At 65.3% G+C, this 20,038-nt stretch carries 16 protein-coding genes and 1 pseudogene; 13 read left to right on the forward strand and 4 right to left on the reverse strand.

What is annotated here, in order from left to right; translation table 11 throughout:
- The first annotated feature begins 82 nt into the window (after positions 1–82).
- The 4 genes from QO014_RS05090 (at position 83) to QO014_RS05105 (ending at position 4,590) form a co-directional block, all read left to right on the forward strand.
- The gene (locus QO014_RS05090; RefSeq protein WP_266347536.1) at positions 83–1,162 is read left to right on the forward strand and encodes an ABC transporter permease; all 1,080 of its coding nucleotides are present in this window, start codon (positions 83–85) and stop codon (positions 1,160–1,162) included.
- A 57-nt stretch (positions 1,163–1,219) separates the two neighbouring features.
- Complete coding sequence (locus QO014_RS05095; RefSeq protein WP_266347537.1) at positions 1,220–2,167, forward strand: sugar ABC transporter substrate-binding protein; 948 nt, start codon at positions 1,220–1,222, stop codon at positions 2,165–2,167.
- A gap of 63 nt (positions 2,168–2,230) precedes the next feature.
- The gene (locus tag QO014_RS05100; RefSeq protein WP_266347538.1) at positions 2,231–3,802 is read left to right on the forward strand and encodes a sugar ABC transporter ATP-binding protein; all 1,572 of its coding nucleotides are present in this window, start codon (positions 2,231–2,233) and stop codon (positions 3,800–3,802) included.
- Positions 3,799–4,590, forward strand: coding sequence for an SDR family NAD(P)-dependent oxidoreductase (locus tag QO014_RS05105; RefSeq protein ID WP_266347539.1), 792 nt, complete (start codon positions 3,799–3,801; stop codon positions 4,588–4,590). The genes QO014_RS05100 and QO014_RS05105 overlap by 4 nt, the downstream gene beginning before the upstream one ends.
- Here the strand turns inward: QO014_RS05105 and QO014_RS05110 are convergent.
- Positions 4,587–5,498 carry an aldose 1-epimerase gene (locus QO014_RS05110; protein ID WP_266347540.1) on the reverse strand — a complete coding sequence of 304 codons (912 nt, stop codon included), beginning with the start codon at positions 5,496–5,498 and terminating at the stop codon, positions 4,587–4,589. The genes QO014_RS05105 and QO014_RS05110 overlap by 4 nt on opposite strands.
- Positions 5,482–6,087, reverse strand: a complete 606-nt coding sequence (locus QO014_RS05115; RefSeq protein ID WP_266347541.1) for an SDR family oxidoreductase — start codon at positions 6,085–6,087, stop codon at positions 5,482–5,484. Before QO014_RS05115 ends, QO014_RS05110 begins: the two co-directional genes overlap by 17 nt.
- 136 nt (positions 6,088–6,223) lie before the next feature.
- Here QO014_RS05115 and QO014_RS05120 point away from each other — a divergent pair, with 136 nt between their 5' ends.
- Complete coding sequence (locus QO014_RS05120; protein ID WP_266347542.1) at positions 6,224–8,674, forward strand: thiamine pyrophosphate-dependent enzyme; 2,451 nt, start codon at positions 6,224–6,226, stop codon at positions 8,672–8,674.
- A gap of 10 nt (positions 8,675–8,684) precedes the next feature.
- The gene (locus QO014_RS05125) at positions 8,685–9,419 is read left to right on the forward strand and encodes an E3 binding domain-containing protein (protein WP_266347543.1); all 735 of its coding nucleotides are present in this window, start codon (positions 8,685–8,687) and stop codon (positions 9,417–9,419) included.
- Positions 9,420–9,506: 87 nt separating this feature from the next.
- Here the strand turns inward: QO014_RS05125 and QO014_RS05130 are convergent, their stop codons facing one another.
- Positions 9,507–10,286, reverse strand: a complete 780-nt coding sequence (locus QO014_RS05130; protein WP_266347544.1) for an SDR family NAD(P)-dependent oxidoreductase — start codon at positions 10,284–10,286, stop codon at positions 9,507–9,509.
- 247 nt (positions 10,287–10,533) lie between these two features.
- Here QO014_RS05130 and QO014_RS05135 point away from each other — a divergent pair, with 247 nt between their 5' ends.
- The 7 genes and pseudogenes from QO014_RS05135 to QO014_RS05165 form a co-directional block, all read left to right on the forward strand.
- Positions 10,534–11,307 (forward strand): GntR family transcriptional regulator, encoded by a 774-nt coding sequence (locus tag QO014_RS05135; RefSeq protein ID WP_266347545.1) that lies wholly within the window; start codon positions 10,534–10,536, stop codon positions 11,305–11,307.
- A 201-nt stretch (positions 11,308–11,508) separates the two neighbouring features.
- On the forward strand, positions 11,509–12,570 hold the full coding sequence (locus QO014_RS05140; protein ID WP_266347546.1) for a substrate-binding domain-containing protein: 1,062 nt from the start codon (positions 11,509–11,511) through the stop codon (positions 12,568–12,570).
- 64 nt (positions 12,571–12,634) lie between these two features.
- Positions 12,635–14,137, forward strand: coding sequence for a sugar ABC transporter ATP-binding protein (locus tag QO014_RS05145; RefSeq protein ID WP_266347547.1), 1,503 nt, complete (start codon positions 12,635–12,637; stop codon positions 14,135–14,137).
- A complete protein-coding gene (locus QO014_RS05150; RefSeq protein WP_266347548.1) occupies positions 14,134–15,150 on the forward strand; it encodes an ABC transporter permease in 1,017 nt (338 codons plus the stop codon). The genes QO014_RS05145 and QO014_RS05150 overlap by 4 nt, the downstream gene beginning before the upstream one ends.
- Entirely contained in the window at positions 15,147–16,130 is a 984-nt protein-coding gene (locus QO014_RS05155; protein WP_266347549.1) for an ABC transporter permease, read from the forward strand. The genes QO014_RS05150 and QO014_RS05155 overlap by 4 nt, the downstream gene beginning before the upstream one ends.
- A 31-nt stretch (positions 16,131–16,161) precedes the next feature.
- The gene (locus tag QO014_RS05160; protein WP_266347550.1) at positions 16,162–17,040 is read left to right on the forward strand and encodes an SMP-30/gluconolactonase/LRE family protein; all 879 of its coding nucleotides are present in this window, start codon (positions 16,162–16,164) and stop codon (positions 17,038–17,040) included.
- Positions 17,041–17,046: 6 nt separating this feature from the next.
- A pseudogene (locus QO014_RS05165) lies at positions 17,047–17,201 on the forward strand (IS630 family transposase); the annotation flags it as partial.
- 341 nt (positions 17,202–17,542) lie between these two features.
- On the opposite strand, the gene QO014_RS05170 reads toward QO014_RS05165, so the two are convergent.
- On the reverse strand, positions 17,543–19,966 hold the full coding sequence (locus QO014_RS05170) for an arylsulfatase (RefSeq protein WP_266347551.1): 2,424 nt from the start codon (positions 19,964–19,966) through the stop codon (positions 17,543–17,545).
- Positions 19,967–20,038 lie beyond the last annotated feature (72 nt).

Raw genomic sequence — 20,038 nt, forward strand, 5'->3', positions numbered from 1 at the left:
CGACGAGCGGTCATCTCGGCGCCATGGCCGAAGCCGGCACGACGAATCTTCGTCGATAGAGCGGCACGGTGGGAGGAACGGAATGAATTTGGCAGCGCATGAGAATGCGCCGGCGAGCGCTGGCGGATTCGGCAATCGGATGAGAGGACTTCTCTCCGTCAGCGAACTCGGCGTCTTCGTCGCCGTCGTCGCGATCAGTCTCATCTTCTACGCGATCGCACCGGCTTTCCTGTCGGCGCAGAACATTCGCGCAATCATCAATTTCGTGTCCTTTGTCGGGATCATCGCGATCGGGCAGACGATCCTGATGATCGGTGGCGAGTTCGACCTTTCCGTCGGGTCGATCGCCGGGCTCTCGGCCTGCGTCACCGCCATGCTGATGAAGGATGCGCATCTGCCGATCTTCGCCGCGATCATCGGCGGACTGGCACTCGGGGCGGTCATTGGCCTCGTCAACGGCATTGTCGTGGTCAAGCTGAAGATCCCGGCCTTCATCCAGACGCTGGGCATGCTCTTCATCGGGCAAGGCCTGATCCAGGTGGTGACCGGCGGCAACCCGGTCTATCCCCTGCCCGAATCCGTCGGGGATTTCGGCGCGACGCGCGTCTTCTTCGGCCTCGGCTATAGCTTCGTCTTCTTCTTCATTGCCGGTTTCATCGCCGATTTCGTCCTTCGCCGGACGGTACTTGGGCGCAATCTCTATGCGACCGGCGGCAATGCCGAGGTGGCACGGCTCGTCGGCATTAATGCGAGCCTCTACAAGATCTGCGCCTTCGTCTTCGTGTCCGTCATGGCCTCGATATCGGGCATGTTCGTGATGGCGGATCTCGCCAGCGGCATCACCTCGATCGGCACGGGCTGGGAGCTGACCGTCATCGCCGGCGTCGTGGTCGGCGGCGTCAGCCTCTTCGGCGGCGCAGGCACCATCATCGGCGGCCTGCTCGGCATGCTGCTGCTGCAGGTCATCCAGAGCGGCCTCGTGGTCATCGGCGTCGGCGCCAACTGGCAGCAGATCGCGGTCGGAACGATCATGGTTCTCGCGGTCGGTCTGGATCTGCTGCGCCGCCGCGTCTTCATCGGCGCGCACAGCAAGCCGACGGGCGGAACCGGTGGCGCAGTCGCCACGACCGAGCAGCCGACCTTGCCGGCCAACGCCAACTAACACCCAAGCCATAACAACGCCCGCGATAGTCGACGGGCGAATACTGGAGGAGACGACATGACAATACGGAAAGCGGCGGGGGCGCTCGCGCTTCTGCTCACGCTGGGAGCCGCCGCGCAGGCAGCGGAGAAGACCATTCTCTGGGTGCAGCCGCTGCGCGACCATCCCGTGCACAAGCTCATGCAGGCGGGCTTCCTGGATGAGTGCAAGAAGCTCGGATACACCTGCGAGATCGTCGGCAATCCGAGCGCCTCGACCTGGGATGTCCCGGCGACGCTGCCGCTTGCGGAAGCGGCCCTCGCCTCGAAGAAGTTCGACGCGGTCGCCGTCTACACACCCGATCCGGCGATCTACCCCTTCATCGCCAAGCTCGCCGCAGACGGCCTGCCCGTCGTCACCTGGCACATGGTGCCGGCCGAAGGCACCGTGAAGGGCCTGCTCGCGACGACGGCGGAAGACGTCACCGAAGCCGGCACGAATGCGGGTATCGCCATGGGCGAGAAGCTCGGTGGCAAGGGCACGGTTGCGGTCACGCAGTCGGGCTCCAACGTCACCGAGAACGAGATGGCCGCGTCGTTCAAGAAGGCGCTGAACGCGAAGTATCCCGACATCAAGGTTCTCGACGTACAGTATGAGGGCGTCGAGCCGGGCGCAGCCCGCGCCAAGGCGGTCGGCATCCTGCAGGCCAATCCCGATGTCACCGGCGCATTCTCGACCACCGGCTATGGTCCCATGACATGGTCCGGCGCCAAGCGCGCGACCGGCCGCGACATCGTGATCATCTCGATGGACTATACCCGCCAGAACCTCGATCTGGTGAAGTCCGGCGACGTCTACGGCCTGGTGGCGCAGCCGCTCTACGAGGAGGGCGGCAAGGCCGCCGAACTCGCGGGCGCGGCCGCCGATGGCCAGAAGCTCGCATATGTGAACACGCTGCCGGCGAAGGTCATCACCGCGTCCGACCTCGACCCCTACTACAAGATCCTCGACTCGGCCGGCCAGTAGGCTTCAACCGACGGGAAAACGAGGCGGAGCACAGGCTCCGCCTCGACATTGAGCGGGGTGGAAATGATGAGCGAAGAAACCGCCATTCGAACGATCGGCATCGTCAAGAGTTTCGCCGGCGTCCAGGCGCTGCGCGGCGTGGACCTGGCGGTCCGCCGAGGCGAGATCCACGCCTTGCTCGGCCAGAACGGCGCCGGCAAGTCGACGCTCGTCAAGATCCTGAACGGCGTGCACCGGGCCGGCAGCTATACCGGCACGATCCTGCTCGGCGACAAGGACGTGACCTTCAAGTCGCCGCTCGAGGCGCGCGCCGAAGGCGTCGGCTATGTGCCGCAGGAAATCGAGATCCTCGAGCAATTGACGGTCGCGGAGAACGTCTTCGCCGGCCAGATGGGCCTCGGCCGCGGTCTCATGGTTCATCGCCGCACGATCAACCAGCGCACCGAAGCCATCTTCGCCGAGATGGGGCTTTCGATCGATCCGCGCTCGCTCGTCGCCATGCTGACGGCCGCACAGCGCCATCTCGTCATGATCGCACGGGCGCTTTCCATGCGGCCCAAGGTGCTGATGCTGGACGAGCCGACCGCGTCGCTCTCGGGCACCGAGGTCGATCAGCTCTTCGCCATGCTGCGCCGGCTGCGCGCCAATGGCACCACGATGATCTACATCACCCACCGCCTGCCGGAGGTGATCGCGCTCTGCGACCGCGCCACGATCCTGCGCGATGGCCGCGTCGTTGCCGAGATCGACCGCGCCGAATTCAACGAGGAACGCATCATCTATGCGATGTCGGGCCAGAAGCTGCAGCGCCTCTATCCCCATCACGAGGCGCCGGCCAATTCCGATGTCCTGCTGCGCGTGCGCAAGCTCTCGGTCCCGGGCCGGTTCGGGGTCAATCGCGGCGTGAGCGAAGTCAATTTCGACGTCAGGGCCGGCGAGATCGTCGGCCTTGCCGGCCTGCTCGGCTCGGGGCGGACCGAAATCCTGCATGCCATCTATGGCCGCATCCCCTTCTCCGGCGATGTCAGCGTCGCCCACCACGCGAAGAGCGTGCGGACGACGAGCGAAGCCCGCGCGGCAGGGATCGCGCTGCTGACCGAAGATCGCAAGCGCGACGGCCTGCTCTTCAACCTGCCCGTCGGCGGCAATATCACGATCGGCAATCTCCAGAAATTCGCCCATCACGACATCATCAGCCGATCGAGCGAGAAGAAGGCGATCCTGGAGGCGATGCGCGCCCTGAACGTCAAGGCGCGTTCGCCCCAATCGAGCGTCGCGCATCTGTCGGGCGGCAATCAGCAGAAGCTGCTCTTTGCCCGCGTCTTGATGAACGGCCCCCGCATTCTGCTGCTGGACGAGCCAACCAAGGGCGTCGATGCCTCGACCCGTCACGAAATCTACCGGCTGATCGTCGAACTCGCTGACAAGGGCGTCGCGCTGATCGTGGTGGCGTCCGAGCTGGAAGAGGTCATCGGCCTCGCCGATCGCTGCCTGGTCGTCGCGGACGGCCGGATCGTCGACGAATTCAAGCGTGGCGCATGCGACGAGGAACGCGTCCTGCGCAGTATTGCGAGCGCCCAGGCGGCGATCGCCTCGGGCGCGCAGATGGAAACCAATATCGGGGTCTGTGCATGAGTTTGTCTCTTCCCGGCTCGCCGTCCCTCGCGGGTCGCACGATCCTCGTCACCGGCGCCGGCACGGGTATCGGACGGGCGACTGCCGAGCATCTCGTCGCCAATGGCGCGCGCGTGTTCGGCATCGGGCTCGACGGCAAGGATGGCGAGACCCTGCATCGGAAGCATGCCGATGCAGGCTCGCCGCTCATCTTCCGCGAGACCGACGTGACGAACGAGGGTGAAGTCCGTGCGGCCGTCGACGCGGCAATCGCGGCCTATGGCAAGCTCGATGGCGTCGTGAACGCGGCCGGCATCTACATGACCGGCCAGCGCCTGGAGGATGTTTCCGATGAAGCCTGGGACAGGACGATCGCGGTCAATCTGACGGCGATCTTTCGCATCTGCCGGGCGACCTTGCCGCTGCTGCGTCAGGCGGGCGGCGGCAGCGTCGTCAACATCGCCTCGGTCCATGCGCTGGCGACCGTCCCGGGCGTCCCTGCCTATGCCGCATCGAAGGCGGCCGTGCTGGGCCTCTCCCGCCAGATGGCGCTCGATTATGCCGTCGACCATATCCGGGTCAACGCGCTGATCGTCGGCTCGGTCGCGACGCGCATGACGCTCGATGGGCTCGACGAGGCCGGCGGCGCGGAGGCGGCCGGCCTTTCCTTCGAGACCAACAAGATCGCCCGCATTGCCGACCCGCGCGAGATCGCGACCGGCATTGCGTTCCTGTTGTCCGACGCCGCCTCCTTCGTCACGGGAAGCGGTTTCGTCATCGATGGCGGCATGACCGCCCGCCTTCTCTAGAGGCGGAACGGTTCGAAGCGGATTGTGCCGCTCGCGGTCTCGCCCGGCTGCAGGACGATGATGCCGAGGCCCGTCCGGTCGCCGGCGAGCCGATCGAAAGCGCCGGACGAATTGCTCTGCGGCTCCAGGCAGAAGAACGACCTTCGGGGATCGGCATAGAACATCAGGTGTCCGAAGACCGGATCCGCACGCATCCTGAGGCCGCAGCCACGCTTGGGAAAGCGGATTTCCGCGTCCCCGGACCAGCCGCTGTAGCAGTTGTTCCGCCAGCCCTCGGGCAATCGCGCGCCCGCGCTGAAATCGAGCTCGGGCGGGACGGTGATGCGATCCGACGCGACCCCATCCGGGCCGTCGAGCCAGAAATGCGACGCGGCGAAGGTGAGACGCGTATCGGGATCGCGCGGGAACCAGGGGTGTTGGCCGAAGCCGAAGGGCATCGCCACCGCACCGCGATTGGTGACCGAGGTCGTGACGGCGAGCCCCGTCTGGTCGAGCACGAAATCCTCGGCCGCATCATAGCTGTAGAGCGCGGGATCCTCGACGCTGAGCGTCAGCCGAACCTGATCCGCGCCTTGGCTTTCGACCGTCCAGGCCCTGTGCCAGGCGGTGCCGTGCACGTTGAAGCGCTCCGGCGGATTGTTGGCGGTGAAGAGATATTCGCGCCCCTCGAAGACAAAGCGGTTATCGGCGATGCGGTTGGCGTAGGGCATCATCGGGAACATCGCCGTATCGACGGGATTGCGGCGCGACGCCAGATCAGCCGAGAGCGGCCGCATCAGGTCGACCGACTGTCCGTCCATGTCGAAGCGGAACGACGCCAGGCCGCCGCCGATCTCCGGCACGATCTCGGCCGAGATGGCACCGGAGCGGATCCCGATCAGTTCCACCGGCTCAGAAATTGCGGCCATAGCCCGCCCCCCAACCACCATCGACCGTCAGCACCTGCCCCGTCATGTAGCTGTTCATCGGGTCGGCGAGAAAGAGCACCGCATGGACGATGTCCTCAATCGTGCCGGCCTCGCCAAAGGGGACATGGCTGAGCAACGCCGCGCCACCGGCCAGGAACCCGCCCTCCCCGTCCTCTATGGCGCCCGCACCGACGGCGTTGACCTGGACATTCGGGCCGAGGCGCATGGCGAGCGCGCGCATGGCGGCGACCGTTCGTGCCGTGGCCACCGATTGCACGGCGTGCCGCCGCGCCGGCAGCAGGCCGAAGCTCGCTGTGAGCACGATCACCCGGCCGCCACGCTCCTGCATGGCCTCGCCGATCCGGTCGGCCGCAGCGACGAGAGCCTCGACATCGGCCGCATCACCCTCCGCCACGAGATCGTGTGCCACGACCAGAAGATCAGGCGCGACAAGGGTGTTGACCGTGTCTGCCGGCGCCCGCCGTGACACGCCCGCCCCATTCGTGATCAAGGCCGCGACAACGGCCTCGATGACCGCGCTGTCGCGGCCCACGACAAGCGCCGCGCGCCCGTCGAGATCGACTTTCATGCATTCCTCCCGGCTGTGATTTTCTTTTGCATCTTGAAGGGCTCTATCATAACATCATGCTATTATAATCATAGATGCCCGATTTGACCGATTTCGCTCCCGCGCCTCGGCAATTGACGGCACGTAGGGAGAAGGCATGAGCGTCCAGGTTTCCCGTCCCTCCGCACGGTCCGGCAAGGCCGGCTCCCCCCAGAAATCCGGCAGCCTGCCCGCAGGGCTGACAGCCGAGGCCATGATTGATCTCTATGAGAGCATGGTCCTGCTGCGCAAGTTCGAGAGCGTTGCGCAAATGGCCTGCCGCAAGGGCGAGACGCCCGGCTTCTTCCATCTCTATATCGGGCAGGAGGCGACCGCGGTCGGCATTTGTGCGCATCTGCGCAAGAGCGACTGGGTAACATCGACCCATCGCGGCCACGGCCACGCCCTGGCCAAGGGCATGGCGCCCGATATCCTTATGGCCGAACTCTACGGCCGCGCCGATGGCTGCTGCGGCGGGCGTGGCGGCACCATGCATCTCTATGATCGTTCAATCGGCTTGTTCGGCACCAACGGCATCGTCGCGGCCGGCATCAGCCATGCGGTCGGCGCGGGCATCAGCGCCCGTACGCGCGGCAAGGACGATATCGGCGTCGCCTTTTTCGGCGACGGCGCCACCAACCATGGCGGTTTCCACGAATCCCTGAATTTTGCCGGTGTGATGCGGGCCCCTGCCCTGCTCGTCTGCGAGAACAATCTCTACGCGACGGCGACGCCCCTGAAGTCCGCGACGCTCAATCCCGAGATCGCGTCAAAGGCAGCCGCCTACGGCATTCCGGGCGTGGCGGTCGATGGCAATGACGTGATCGCGGTCTATCAGGCGGCGGGTGAAGCGATCACCCGCGCCCGCGCCGGCCAGGGTCCGACGCTGTTCGAGGCGAAGACCTATCGCACCGTCGGCCACCATGAGGGCGACCACGTCACGGGCACCTACCGGACGCAGGCCGAGGTCGATGAATGGGCCGCACGCGACCCGATCAAGACTTATCGCCAGCGGCTCATCAACGAGTTTGCAGTCGCCTCCGCCGAGGAACTCGACGCGATCGACGCACGCATTGACGGCGTGGTGCAGCACGCGCTCGAATTTGCCCGCAATTCGCCCGAGCCCGATCCGGCGACCGTCGGCCAGCACATCTATGCCGAACCGATCAACCCGGCGGAGGCTCTGGTGCAGGCGGCACCGTCCGGCACCGTGACCCAGAGCTGGCTCGATGCCGTGCGAGACGGCATTGCGGAAGAAATGCGCCGCAATCCGCACGTGCTCTATTTCGGCGAGGGAACCGGCGAGCGTGGCGGCACCTTCGCCCACACCAAGGGTCTCTGGACAGAGTTCGGCCCCAACCGGATGATCGACACGCCGATCTCCGAGCAGGGCTTCACCGGGGCCGCGATCGGCGCCTCGGCGACGGGCGCCCGCGCCATCGCCGATCTGATGTTCGCCGATTTCATGTTCGAGGCCGCCGGGCAGATCGTGCTGCAAGGTTCCAAGCTTCGCTACATGTCGAACGGGCAGATGAACGCGCCCTTCATCGTGCGAGTCGGTGCCGGCACGGTGAGGAGCGCCGGCCCGCATCATAGCGGCACCTACCATCCAGTCTGGGGGCATATACCGGGCCTCATCGTCTGCATGCCGGCGACGCCGGCCGATGCCAAGGGACTGATGAAGACGGCGCTCCGCGCCGGTGATCCCGTCATCATGATGGAGCCCAAGGCGCTCTTCGCCAGCAAGGGCGAGGTGCCGGTCGGCGATCATCTGGTGCCGTTCGGCCTCGCGCGGATCGCGCGGCCGGGCCGTGACATCACCATCGTCGCGGCGGGCCAGATCGTTCACCGCGCGCTCGAAGCGGCGGAGAAGCTCGCTGACCGGGGCATCGAGGCCGAGGTGATCGACCTGCGCACCATCATGCCGCTCGACGTCAAGACGGTCGCGGCGTCCGTGGCGCGCACGCATCGCCTGCTGATCGCCGATGAAGGCTATGGCCCGTTCGGCGTTGGCGCCGAAATCGCGCAGGCGATCAACGAACTCGCCTTTGACGATCTCGACGCGCCCGTCGGGCGCGTCCACACCGAGGCGATGTCGCACCCGCTGGCGCCCTCGCTCGAGCGCGCGATGATCGTCGATGCCGATCGCATCATCGCCGCGGTCGACGGTGTCATGTCGGGTCGTCCGCCGGTCTCGCGTCACTGGCACGCGCTCGGCGGTCAGGCAGCCGAAGCGCCCGCGCCAAGCCCAGCCCCGAAGGCCGAGGCACCGAAGAAGACGGAGCCTGAAAGGGCGGCCGCTGCTCCAAGCCCGTCCATATCCGGCGAGGGCGAGCCGATCACCATGCCGTTCGGCGATCTCACCATCAGCGAAGGCACGATCGTGCGCTGGCTGAAGGCGCCCGGAGAGACGGTGAAGGCGGGCGATATCGTCGCCGAGATCGAGACCGACAAGGCCGTCGTCGAGATCGAGGCGCCGATCGCCGGCATGCTCGGCCCGATCGAGCAGGATGTCGGCGCGGTCGTCCCGATGGGCGGGCGCATCGGCGCCGTCCTCGGCGCGAAGTGAGGCCAGGCCGATGGCAAGCCAAGCCCTGGAACGGATCGCCGCGTCACCCTATGCGCGGCGCCTGGCGCGCGAGCGCGGTATCAATCTGAGTGGTCGCCGGGGGTCCGGCCCCAATGGCCGCATTGTCGCCGCTGACCTTGAGGCATTCGTCGCAGCCCCGGTCCCGACACCTGCGACGGCGCCGGTCGCCGCAGCTGAAACCCCAGCGATCAGCCCCCCGTTGGCGACGGCGCCCGCCATCATGGTGGCACGTCAGGTCTCTGGATTCGCGGCGAGCTTCGATCTCGCGCCGGTGCGTGGCCTGCTTCCGGCGATCGCCGATGTTGCGCCGGACGTGACGGTCGACGATCTCGTACTGAAGGCGATCGGCCGCGCGCTTCGCGTCGCCGAGGTGCCCGCGGAAACCGTGCTCTGGCGCGACAAGGCAGCGAAGGCCGAGGCGGTGATCCCGCGCGCCGATGGCCTCTCGCCCTCGCGCATCGCTGCCTTGCGCAGCGGGCTCGAACAGGAGCCGATGCGAGGCGCATCGATCGTCGTCTCGCGCATCCGCGAGGATGGCATACGCCCCGTCGCGGCAATGCTCGACCCGGATAATGCGCTGCGTCTCACCATCGTTTCGGGGAATAGCGATACGGCCGAAGCCCTGCTCGCCTTCGACGAGGCGGAGATTACCGACGCGGCGGCAGCGCGCTTCCTCGCTGCCTTGCGCGATTGCCTCGGCAATCCGCTGCGGCTCCTCGTCTAGCGAGGAACTACACGGCATCGCCCTCTCGCGCTTGCGCGGGAGGGGCTCGATGCGTTGGCAGACGGGCCAGGCCCGTCCGTGCTTGCCTCACATCATGTAGCCTGCCGTCCAGCCACCATCGACGGTCATGATATGGCCGTTGATGTAGCAGCTCTCCGGCGCCGACAGGAACAACACCGCTTCCGCGATCTCGTCGAGCGTTCCGGGACGTCCGAGCGGCAGGTGATCCATAAAGGCCTGCGTGCGGGCATGGAACGTGCCGTTCTCGCCATAGAAGAGCTGGCGGGTACCCTCCGTCATGATCGATCCGGGCGCCACCGCATTGGCGCGCACGCCCTTCGGGCCGAGTTCGAGCGCCATGGATCGCGTCAGGTGGATGATGCCGGCCTTGGCGGCGACGAAGGGACTCTGCAGCCGCATCGCCGCAAGCCCGACCACCGAGGCGATATTGACGATCCGCCCGCCCTCGCCGCGCGCCAGCATCGGCTTCAGCGCGCTGCGCGTCACCAGGAACAGCCCATCCAGATCAACGGATATGATGCGGTGCCATTCCTCTGTCGGGAAGGCATCGATATCGACCCGGTGCGCAAACGTGTTCACGCCGGCATTGTTGACGAGGATGTCGAGCCGGCCGAAATGCTCCACGGTCTTGGCGACCGCGCTGTCGATCGCGGCTTCGTCGCGTATATCGACCCGGCAAGCCAGGGCGCGCGGCAAGCCGGCGGCGATCCGTTCGGCATTGGCGATATCGATATCGGCGATCACCACCGCCGCGCCATTGTCTGAAAGGCGGCGCGCAATGGCGCTGCCAATACCGTTTGCCGCACCGGTCACGAAAGCGACCTTGCCGCCGAGATCACATTGCATGGAATTGAGCCTCCCCGGAGCGCTCCATGGCGCCCTTTTATTATTGTGATAGTATAATCTTTAGCGCCAGCGTGGCAATATCCGCGCGGTGTATTGCCGGCTTGGTGTCGCCCTATGGCAGCGGGCTCATGTCGGCTAGGATGAGGGACGAATCCGGCTCCGTGCCGGTCCAGCGAGGACAGCGGTGAAAGAGACGGCGAGAGAGCACGAAGACGAATTGGAGCCGAAAGCTGCGGTGAGCCGTGACGTGGATGAGAGCGATGGCGCCGCGCTTGCGCTGCTGCCTGCCCGCCCGCTTTCGCGCGATGATGGCCCGCTCTATCGCCAGCTCACCGAACTCCTCAAGGCGCCGATCAAGGATGGTTCGCTGACCGCTGGCAGTTCCCTGCCGCGCGAGGCCGACATTGCCGAGCGTTTCGGGATCAGCCTCATCACCGTTCGCCAGGCGCTGCGCGAATTGGAGAATGACGGCTACATCAAGAAGCGCGCCGCCAAACCGGCAGTCGTGGCGGCGAAGGTCGCCCGCGCCAAGGCGAGCTTCGGCTTTTCGAGCCTCGCGGCGATCGCGGAATCGACCAAGGATCGGCGGCTCGAAATCCGCAGTTATCGCAAGGAGAAGTCGGCGCAGGCGAGCGCCGTCTTCGGGCTCGCGGATGGCGAGAACCCCCATTGCCTGCGCGCGGTGCTGTTCGTCGGAGAGCAGCCGGCCTGCCAGTGCACCTTCTACTTTCCGCCGACGATCGGAAGCCGCCTCGGCCGCTCCGATTTCGACGATGTCGTCGTGTTCCGTTCCGTGCAGCGCCATCTGGGCATCAAGCTCTCCGGCGCACGGGTGAGCGTTCGCGCCGAGCTCGCGGATGCAGCGCTCGCCCGCACGCTCGACTGCGAGGCCGGCGATCCGATCCTCGTGACCGAGATGGTCTATCGCTCCCCCGATGGCGAGCCGGTGGAACTGACAATCAACAAGAACCGCGCGGACTTCTTCAGCCTGACCTTCGACGCGCCGAACGACATCGTCTGACGTAACCAGGCAAGGTTCGTCCGCCGCGTTGGGAGTGAGCGACCGTGGACAGGTCGATAAAATTATAATAGCATACGAGCACATTCGACACTGCGCGAATTGATCGCATAGAAGTCGAATGATAACGTTATCATAAAGCGGAATAATACCGCCGGACCAAGAAGCTCCAGAGGAAACGTAACCAGGTTGGGAGGAACGACCGTGAGACGATTGACGCATGCCATCGCGCTTGCAGCGATGACGGCTGGTCTGGCAGCGAGCGCCGCCGGCCATGCGACGGCCGAAGACAAGAAATACACAATCTATCTCTCGAACAATTTCGTCGGCAATGACTGGCGCCAGCAGATGGAGCGGGTTGCGACCGTCTCGGTCAACAAGGGCCCCCTCGCCGGCCGTGTCGATCTCAAGATCGAGAATGTCGAGAACACCGTTCAGGCGCAGATCAACTCGCTGAACAACATCATCCGCGCCAAGCCCGACGCGATCCTGATCGACGCCGGATCGGACACGGCGCTCAATCCCACGATCAAGAAGGCCTGTGCGGCCGGTATCGTCGTGATCAGCTTCGACCAGGTCGTGACCGAGCCCTGCGCCTATGCGCTCGAATCCGACTGGCAGCGCATCCCGGCCGTGATGGCCGAATGGATGGCGAAGCAGCTGAACGGCAAGGGCAAGGTCTTCGTCGATCGCGGTCTGGCCGGCGCGCCGATCTCGGCGGCGCTCGAAAAGGGCTATCTCGACGTCCTCAAGAAATATCCGGGCATCGAAGTGGTCGGAAACTACAATGGCGAATATGCGCTCGGGCCGGAGCAGGCCGGCGTGGCGAGCCTGCTGGCCGCACATCCCCAGGTCGATGGTATCCTGACGCAGGGCTATGGCTCGGGCGCCATGAAGGCGCTGCAGGATGCCGGGCGCCCGATCGTTCCGGTGGTGGGCTTCAGCTATAATTCCACCGCCGTCGCCTGCGCCAAGACCGAAGGCGCCAAGTGCATCCTCGGCTCCAATCCGGCCTATCTTTCCTCCGAGGCGATCAAGCTTGCGGTGGATATACTCGACACCGGCAAGAAGCCCGCGGAACGCCACGTTCTGGTCAAGGGCGACTTCCTCGCCACGGCGCCTTTCACCTCGGAGCTCTATCCCGATGCGGTGACGCAGGTGATCGAGGTCGGCAAGAACGCCTTCCCTGACAGCCCGCCCGGCCTGACCCTGCCGATCACGCCCGACTGGGTCGAGATCACGGCTGCGGAAGCCGCCGGCTCCTGATCCCGAGACATGCCCCATGCAGCCCGCGGCGCGCACGCCGCGGGTTCGCCCTTGCGAGGACGAGATGGATCTCATCGAGGCAACCGGCATTACCAAGCGCTATGGCGGCATAACGGCGCTCTCGGACGCGAATTTCCGCGCGTCGGCCGGCGAGGTCCATGCCTTGCTGGGCGAGAACGGCGCCGGCAAGAGCACCTTCATCCAGATCCTCGCCGGCATCGTGCGCCCCAATGGCGGCACGCTCAATCTGAACGGCAGCACGTTTCGCCCCGGCAATGCTCGCGAAGCCCAGGCTGCCGGCATTTCGGCCGTGTTCCAGGAATTGTCGCTGGTGCCTGACCTGACGGTGGCCGAGAATATCTGGTTTCGGCGCGAACCGCTCTCGGCGGTCGGCATGGTCCGCAAGGATCGTGAACGGCAGGCAACGCTCGATCTCTTCGAGCGCTACCGGATCCCGGCTCCCTCGCCTGATCGCGAGGTACGCCGACTGACGCTGGCGGAGCGGCAGATCGTCGAGATCGCCAAGGGCCTCTCGCGCGCACCGTCCGTGCTGATCCTCGACGAAGCCACATCCGCCCTGCCCCCGCGCGAGACGGACTGGCTGCTCGGCCTTGCGACGCAGCTCGCCGAAGAGGGCATGCTCGTCATCTACATCTCGCACCGCCTGGCCGAGGTCCGCCAGATCGCCCAGCGCATCACCGTGTTCCGGAACGGCGCCACGGTCGCGACGCACGACACCAGCGCTGTCGACGACGACACCATCATTGCCGATATGCTCGGCCGCCGGATGGACCGCCTCTATCCCGAGCGCATTTCGACCGCGACCGACCGCGTCGCGCTTCGCCTGCGCGGCCTCTCGGTCGGCAGCCGGCTCGCCGATATCGATCTCGAGCTGAAGGAGGGCGAGGTCATGGGCGTCGCCGGCCTGCAGGGCCATGGCCAGCGCGAGCTCTTCCAGTCCCTGTTCGGTATCAGCCGCGCGCGCGGCGAGATCGAGCTCTGGGGCAAGCCCTCCACCATCCGCAGCCCGCGCGACGCGCTCATCGGCCGCGATGGCATCGCGCTGGTGCCGGAGGATCGGCGCAGCCACGGCCTTCTGCTCACGAAGAGCGTTCGCGAAAACCTGACGCTCTCCGTCATTCCGCGCTTCACCCGCTTCGGACTGCTCAGCAAGGGCCGCGAGCGGGCGCTGGTCGATGAGATGCTGCGCACGCTGCAGATCAAGGCCGGCACGCCCGACCAGCTCGCCGGCACGCTTTCCGGTGGCAACCAGCAAAAGGTGATCTTCGGCAAGATGCTGCTGACCCAGTCGCGAATTCTGCTTCTCTATGATCCCACGCGCGGCATCGATGTCGGCACCAAGGGCGAGATCTTCCGTCTGATGCGCGATCTCGCCGCCAAGGGCTACGCGATCCTGTTCTATTCGAGCGACCTGCCCGAGATCGTGAACGTCGCCGACCGCGTCGCCGTGCTCAGGAATGGCCGCCTCGCCGCGACCTTGTCCGGCGACGAGATATCCGAGCACCGCATCCTGCGCGAAGCGATGTTCGAGGCACGGGCAGCATGACCTTGGCCCTCCCCGACGAGACGACATCCAAGCAGGCGGCCGACGCCAGCGCCGCGCGAGACCGCGCCGCTTGGTTCATCGACCGCGCACCCTTCCTCGTCGCCTGCACGATGCTGGTGGCGCTCGTCGCCGTCTATGGCAGCCTGCGCGAAGGCGTCTTCACCCTCGACGAACTCAATCTCGACAGCGCCGCCGCGATGACGCTGTTGCTGGCCGCGACGGGCCAGACCATCGTCCTGCTGCGCGGCGGCATCGACCTTTCGATCGGTGGCATGATCAGCCTCGGCACGGTCCTCGCCGCCACACAGTTCGGCGACAATCCGCTTCAGGTCGCGGCCTGCTCGGTCGCGATCGCCCTGCTCGGCTTGCTGGTCGGTGCCTGCAACGGCTTCCTGATCTCCGTACTGCGCCTGCAACCTTTCCTCGTCACGCTCGCGACCTGGTCGATCCTCTCCGGCGCGGCATTGATGATCCTTCCGACCGATGGCGGACACCTGCCGGATGGCTGGATGGCGTTCGGCAGCGATTCCCTGCTGGGCCTCTCCTCCTCGGTCTGGCTTCTCCTGCTGCTGATGCTGTTCTGGGTCTGGTTCCGCGCCACACGGCTCGGCATAGCCATCCGCGCCACCGGCTCGAACGAGCGCTCGGCGGAATTGTCCGGCGTCTCGATCTTCCGGATCAACATCGCGACCTATGGCCTTTCCGGCCTGTTCGCGGCGCTGGCGGCGCTCTATCTCACCACCCAGACCGGGACGGGATCGCCGACGATCGGCAAGGACTACATCCTGCCCTCAGTGGCGGCCGCGGTGATCGGCGGCATCAGCCTGTTCGGCGGTCGCGGCGGCCTGATCGGGACGATCATCGGCGCCTTCATCCTGACGATCATCGGCAACCTCGTCTTCGTGCTGTCGATCTCGAGCTACTGGCAGCCGATCGTCTCCGGCGTGATCCTGCTGGTAGCGGTTTTGGCGAGTTCGCTCGCCGAGAAATCAGCGCGCCGGAGCCTCTCATGAGCCGCGTTCTCGCCCGCCATCGCGCCATCCTGCTCGCCTATCTCGGCATGATCGTGCTGCTGGTCATCACGTCCTTCTTCTCGGAAGGATTCCTGGCCGGAAGCCATCTGCGGACCATGGTGATGCTGTCGGCCTTCATCGGGATCGTCGCGCTCGGCCAGACCTTCGTGATCATTGGCGGCGGCATCGATCTTTCCGTGCCCTGGGTGCTCAATTGCGCCGCCGTCCTCGTCACGCTGATGGCGAATGGGTCGGATGGTCCGCTCCTTTATGCGATCCCGATCGCGCTTGCCGGCGGCGCGCTGGTCGGCGCCATCAACGGCTTCGGTATCGCGCTCTTCGGCGTGCCGCCGATCATCATGACGCTCGCCGTCAACGTGATCCTGCAGGGCGGCATTCTGGTCTATACGGGCGGCGCGCCGACCGCCTCGGCACCGCCACTGATCCAGTATCTCGCCGTCGGCAGGATCGGCCCCGTCCCGGTGATCGTGATCCTCTGGATGCTGCTGGCGGTGCTTGCGACGCTGCTGCTCTCCAAGAGCGCGTTTGGACGCTATCTCTACGCGCAGGGCACGAGCGCCACCGTCGCGGAGTTCTCCGGCGTGCCGACGCTTCGCGTGACCGTTCTGGCCTACACCCTTTCCGGCCTCACGGCTGCCTTGGCCGGCATCCTGCTCACCGGCTACACCGCCCAGGCCTATCTCGGCATGGGCGATCCCTATCTCTTCACCTCGATCGCAGCGGTCGCCATTGGCGGCGCCTCGATCCTCGGCGGCAGCGGCCACTATATCGGCACCATTGCCGGTGCGCTCGTCCTGACGATCCTGACCGGCCTGCTGCCGGCGCTCAATCTTTCCAACGGCGCCCTCCTCATCGTCTACGGCGTGGTCATTCTCGTGACGGTGTCGCTCGCGAGCGAGGCGCTGTCGGACTTCTTCTCAATCATCGCGCGGTCGATCGGCCGCAAACGCGATGCCTGAACTGGCAATGCCCAATCGTGGTGGGGAAACGATGATCGATATCGAATGCGTAGTCGACGCCAAGGCCATTCTTGGCGAAGGCACGTTCTGGGATACGCGCGAAAACGTGCTCTGGTGGATCGACATCTGGGCGCCGACCATCCACCGCTTCGACCCGCGCACAGGCGAGGACCGCGTCTATGAGGCGCCGGAATATCTCGGCTGCCTTGCCACCCGCGAAAAAGGCGGCCTCGTCGTCACCATGGCGAGCGGCTTCTATTTCTTCGATCCGGAGACGGGCCTCTTCGATCCGATCGTCGATCCGGAAGCGGATATCCCGAATACGCGCTTCAATGACGGCAAGACCGATCGCCAGGGCCGGTTCTGGTCCGGCTCGATGTTCGAGGCCGAAGGGCCTGTACAGAAAGTCGCATCGCTCTACCGGATGGATGCCGACCTCTCGGTCCACAAAATGGTCGAGGGCGCCGGCTGCTCCAACGGCCTCGCCTGGAGCCCGGACAGCCGGACCATGTATTACACCGACAGTCACACGACGATCGTCTGGGCCTTCGATTTCGATCCCGTCACCGGCACGGTCGAGAACCGCCGCACCTTCACCGATGTCGCGGATACCGGGGGCATCGTCGACGGCTCCACCGTCGACGCAGAGGGCTGCTACTGGGCCACAGTTCCGGTAACCAGCAAGATCTGCCGCTATGACCCCGATGGCAAGCTGATGCAGACGATCCTGCTGCCGACCGACCTGCCAACATGCGTCGGCTTCGGCGGCGAAAACCTCGACGTGCTCTACTGCACCTCGGCCGTCCTTCGCCGCCCACCGGAGAAGATCAATGGAGCAGCCCTCGCGGGAGGCCTGTTCGCGATCCACACCGGCGTCAAGGGGCTACCCGAGGCGGCATTCAAGGGCTAGGAGCCGCGCGGCGAGCGCTGCCGGGCCGGCGTGCCGCACGGTCATTGGAAGACGACGACCTTCATCGGTACGGTGCGCTCCGCCTCTCCGGCATCACCGTGCCCTTGGTCTACGACAGCGCCATGAACGGCGCCGTCTTCCTCGCTCACGTCGAGCAGGTGCCAGTATCTTTAGCTCTATCCAGTACGGCGCGCGGCCCTTCAGCGCGCTGCAGGACCTCGTCTGGCGTACTCGCCTCGACCAGCAGAGCAGAGCTTAGCCGACGCGCTGCAGCTCCTCCTGCTGCCGGACATGCCCGGTGCGATCGCTGACCGTTGAGGACGTAGCAAGGATGCCGGAGCCGGTGACGAAGCCGAGCATGGTGCCGATCAACGCCTGATCCGTGCCCTCGCTACGGGCTTATCTTCTCGTCGACGCCAAATCGAAATCGGATCGGAATCCGGTCTTCTCGGCACGGACCAGGAACCCAACGCAGAGACAAAGCGGGTTCGCCCGCAACACCTCAATCGCCGGCGATCGCGCGCTTGGCTTCCTGCTCCAGGTCGGAATAGGCGGTCTTCTCAACCGTCACGACCACGTCCAGGATCGTCCCGCCTTTGAACGTGCCGGGCGAGACGTAGTCGCGGCTGACGGCGTCGCCGCTGTCGTAGCCGACGCAGAGGCCGTCGCCCGAGAGCGTGAACTTGCCGGGCTGGGTCTTCATCGGTCCTTCGGCGACGACCTTGTCGTCGATATAGAGCTTCGTCGATCCGATGGACTCGTCATGCGGTCCGGCTCCGGTGCGCGTGAACTCCACGCCCAGAGTGTATTTTCCGGGCTTCAGCTCGATGTCCGAGACGAAATCCTGCTCCGGCGCGATGCCGAGGAAGTTGTAGACGTAGTGGAGCTTGCGATCCTTGATGAACAGGCTGTGGCCGCCGAAGCGCGAGCCATGCGCGAAAATCACGCCCGAAGCGTCGGCATCCACGATTTCGACATTGGCAAGGATCTTGTAGGAGCGACCGCGAATGTTGACCGCAACGCCTTCCGGTACCGGTACTGTGCCGGGATAGTAGACATAGCGATCGCGCGCGGGCTCAGCGGACGGGCGCTCGATACCGAGGATCTCGACGGCGGTTCGGTCGTCCATCGGCAGCGCCAGATTGGCCCGCGCTTCCTCGCTCCAGGCTTGCTTGAGGGCCGCCAGCCGGTCCGGATAGACCTTTGCGAGATCCTTCGATTCCGAGCGGTCGGTCTCCACATGATAGAGCTGCCACTGGTCCTGGTCGAAATGGCCGAGATCGGTAAAGGGCGCATGCACCGACGCGGCGAGCCAGCCATCCTCCCACATGCCGCGCGTGCCGAGCATGGCGTAGAACTGGCGCTTCTTCTCGGTCGGATCGTTCGGTTTCGCGTCGAAGGTGTAACGCATGGAAACACCCGACAGCGGAAACTGCTCGACCCCGTGATAGACCTTGGGCATCTCGATCCCGACGATGTCGAGCAATGTCGGCACGACGTCGGTCGAATGGTGGTACTGGTCGCGGATCTCGCCGCGCGCCTTGATGCCCTTGGGCCAGGAGATCACCAGCGGGTCCGCCGTGCCGCCCGAATATTGCGAGTAACGCTTGAACATCTGGAACGGCGTCGAGAAGGCTGCCGCCCAACCGGTCGGGAAATGCTCGTAGGTGTCGGGACCGCCGAGCTTGTCAATCAGCTTCATGTTCTCGGCGATATCGTCGGGATAGCCGTTGAAGAACTTGTTCTCGTTGACTGAACCGTTCGGGGTGCCCTCGCCGGAGGCGCCGTTGTCGGCGGCATAGAGGACGATGGTGTTGTCGAGCTGCCCCGATTTTTCGAGATAGTCGATGACGCGACCGATCTGCGCGTCGGTATATTCGGAGAAGCCGGCATAGACCTCTGCCATATGGGAGAAGAGCTGCTTCTCGTCAGGCGACAGGCTCTCCCAGGGGCGAACCATGTCGGCCGGGTTGGCCACATCTGCCGGCAATGGGTTCAGCGGCGTCAATTCGGTCCCCTTCGGCACCACGCCCCTGTCGATCATCCGGTCCAGGACCCAGTTGCGATAGGCCTCGTAGCCGTCGTCGAACTTGCCCTTATATTTGTCGACATAGGCCTGGGGCGCCTGGTGGGGCGCATGATTGGCACCGGGATTGTACCACATGAACCAAGGTTTCGACGGGTTCGTGGCCTGCTGGTCGCGGATCATCGCGATCGCCTGGTCCGCCAGATCCTTGGAGAAATGATAGCCTTCTTCGGGCGTTGAAGGCGGTTCGACGAACCGATTGTCTTCCACCAGATCCGGATACCACTGGTTCGTCTCGCCGCCGATGAAACCGTAATAGCGGTCGAAGCCCATGCCGAGCGGCCAGGTACGTCGATCGCCACCCGAGGCGACGTCCTGTTCCGGCACATTGTGGTCCTTGCCGAGCCAGAACGTGCTGTAGCCATTGTCCCTGAGAACCTCGGCAATGGTCGCCGCCTGGGGCGGAATGCGCCCGCTCCAGCCCGGAAAGCCGTTGGCTCCCTCGGTGATCGCCGCCATGCCGTTCATCGTATGGTTGCGCCCGGTCAGGATCGTCGAACGCGTCGGCGAGCACAGCGCCACTGTGTGCCATTGCGTATAGGTCAGCCCATTGGCTGCCAGGCGGTCCAGCGTCGGCATGTTGATGCGACCGCCATAAGGCGACCAGGCCGCGAGGCCGGTGTCGTCATAGAGCACGAACAGGATGTTGGGGGCCCCCTTGGGCGCCGCTTTCGGCGTGAAGGGCCCCCAATCGGCGACGGAGTCGCGAACGTCGAGTTCGATCTTGCCCTTGAAATCCTTATAGGGCCCGACCGGCTGCGTCTCCTGGGCCGAAGCCGGACCCGAAAGGGTCAGGCTCACGGCCATGCTGGCGGTTGCAAGCAGAGTGGCGGGTTTCATGGCGGCGATCCGATCCTGTTGGAGATGTCCGGCGACCTCGACGCGCCTTCGAATGAGCGCTGTCGGCTCGCT

The sequence above is a fragment of the Kaistia dalseonensis genome (assembly GCF_030814715.1).
GTDB lineage: Bacteria > Pseudomonadota > Alphaproteobacteria > Rhizobiales > Kaistiaceae > Kaistia > Kaistia dalseonensis.

Excerpts from the sequence above, each read along its gene's own strand:
- QO014_RS05100 (WP_266347538.1), top strand. The coding sequence starts at position 2,231 with ATGATGAGCGAAGAAACCGCCATTCGAACGATCGGCATCGTCAAGAGT.
- QO014_RS05170 (WP_266347551.1), bottom strand. The coding sequence starts at position 19,966 with ATGAAACCCGCCACTCTGCTTGCAACCGCCAGCATGGCCGTGAGCCTG.
- QO014_RS05125 (WP_266347543.1), top strand. The coding sequence starts at position 8,685 with ATGGCAAGCCAAGCCCTGGAACGGATCGCCGCGTCACCCTATGCGCGG.
- QO014_RS05090 (WP_266347536.1), top strand. The coding sequence starts at position 83 with ATGAATTTGGCAGCGCATGAGAATGCGCCGGCGAGCGCTGGCGGATTC.
- QO014_RS05155 (WP_266347549.1), top strand. The coding sequence starts at position 15,147 with ATGAGCCGCGTTCTCGCCCGCCATCGCGCCATCCTGCTCGCCTATCTC.
- QO014_RS05120 (WP_266347542.1), top strand. The coding sequence starts at position 6,224 with ATGAGCGTCCAGGTTTCCCGTCCCTCCGCACGGTCCGGCAAGGCCGGC.
- QO014_RS05105 (WP_266347539.1), top strand. The coding sequence starts at position 3,799 with ATGAGTTTGTCTCTTCCCGGCTCGCCGTCCCTCGCGGGTCGCACGATC.
- QO014_RS05145 (WP_266347547.1), top strand. The coding sequence starts at position 12,635 with ATGGATCTCATCGAGGCAACCGGCATTACCAAGCGCTATGGCGGCATA.
- QO014_RS05160 (WP_266347550.1), top strand. The coding sequence starts at position 16,162 with ATGATCGATATCGAATGCGTAGTCGACGCCAAGGCCATTCTTGGCGAA.
- QO014_RS05115 (WP_266347541.1), bottom strand. The coding sequence starts at position 6,087 with ATGAAAGTCGATCTCGACGGGCGCGCGGCGCTTGTCGTGGGCCGCGAC.
- QO014_RS05110 (WP_266347540.1), bottom strand. The coding sequence starts at position 5,498 with ATGGCCGCAATTTCTGAGCCGGTGGAACTGATCGGGATCCGCTCCGGT.
- QO014_RS05150 (WP_266347548.1), top strand. The coding sequence starts at position 14,134 with ATGACCTTGGCCCTCCCCGACGAGACGACATCCAAGCAGGCGGCCGAC.
- QO014_RS05095 (WP_266347537.1), top strand. The coding sequence starts at position 1,220 with ATGACAATACGGAAAGCGGCGGGGGCGCTCGCGCTTCTGCTCACGCTG.
- QO014_RS05130 (WP_266347544.1), bottom strand. The coding sequence starts at position 10,286 with ATGCAATGTGATCTCGGCGGCAAGGTCGCTTTCGTGACCGGTGCGGCA.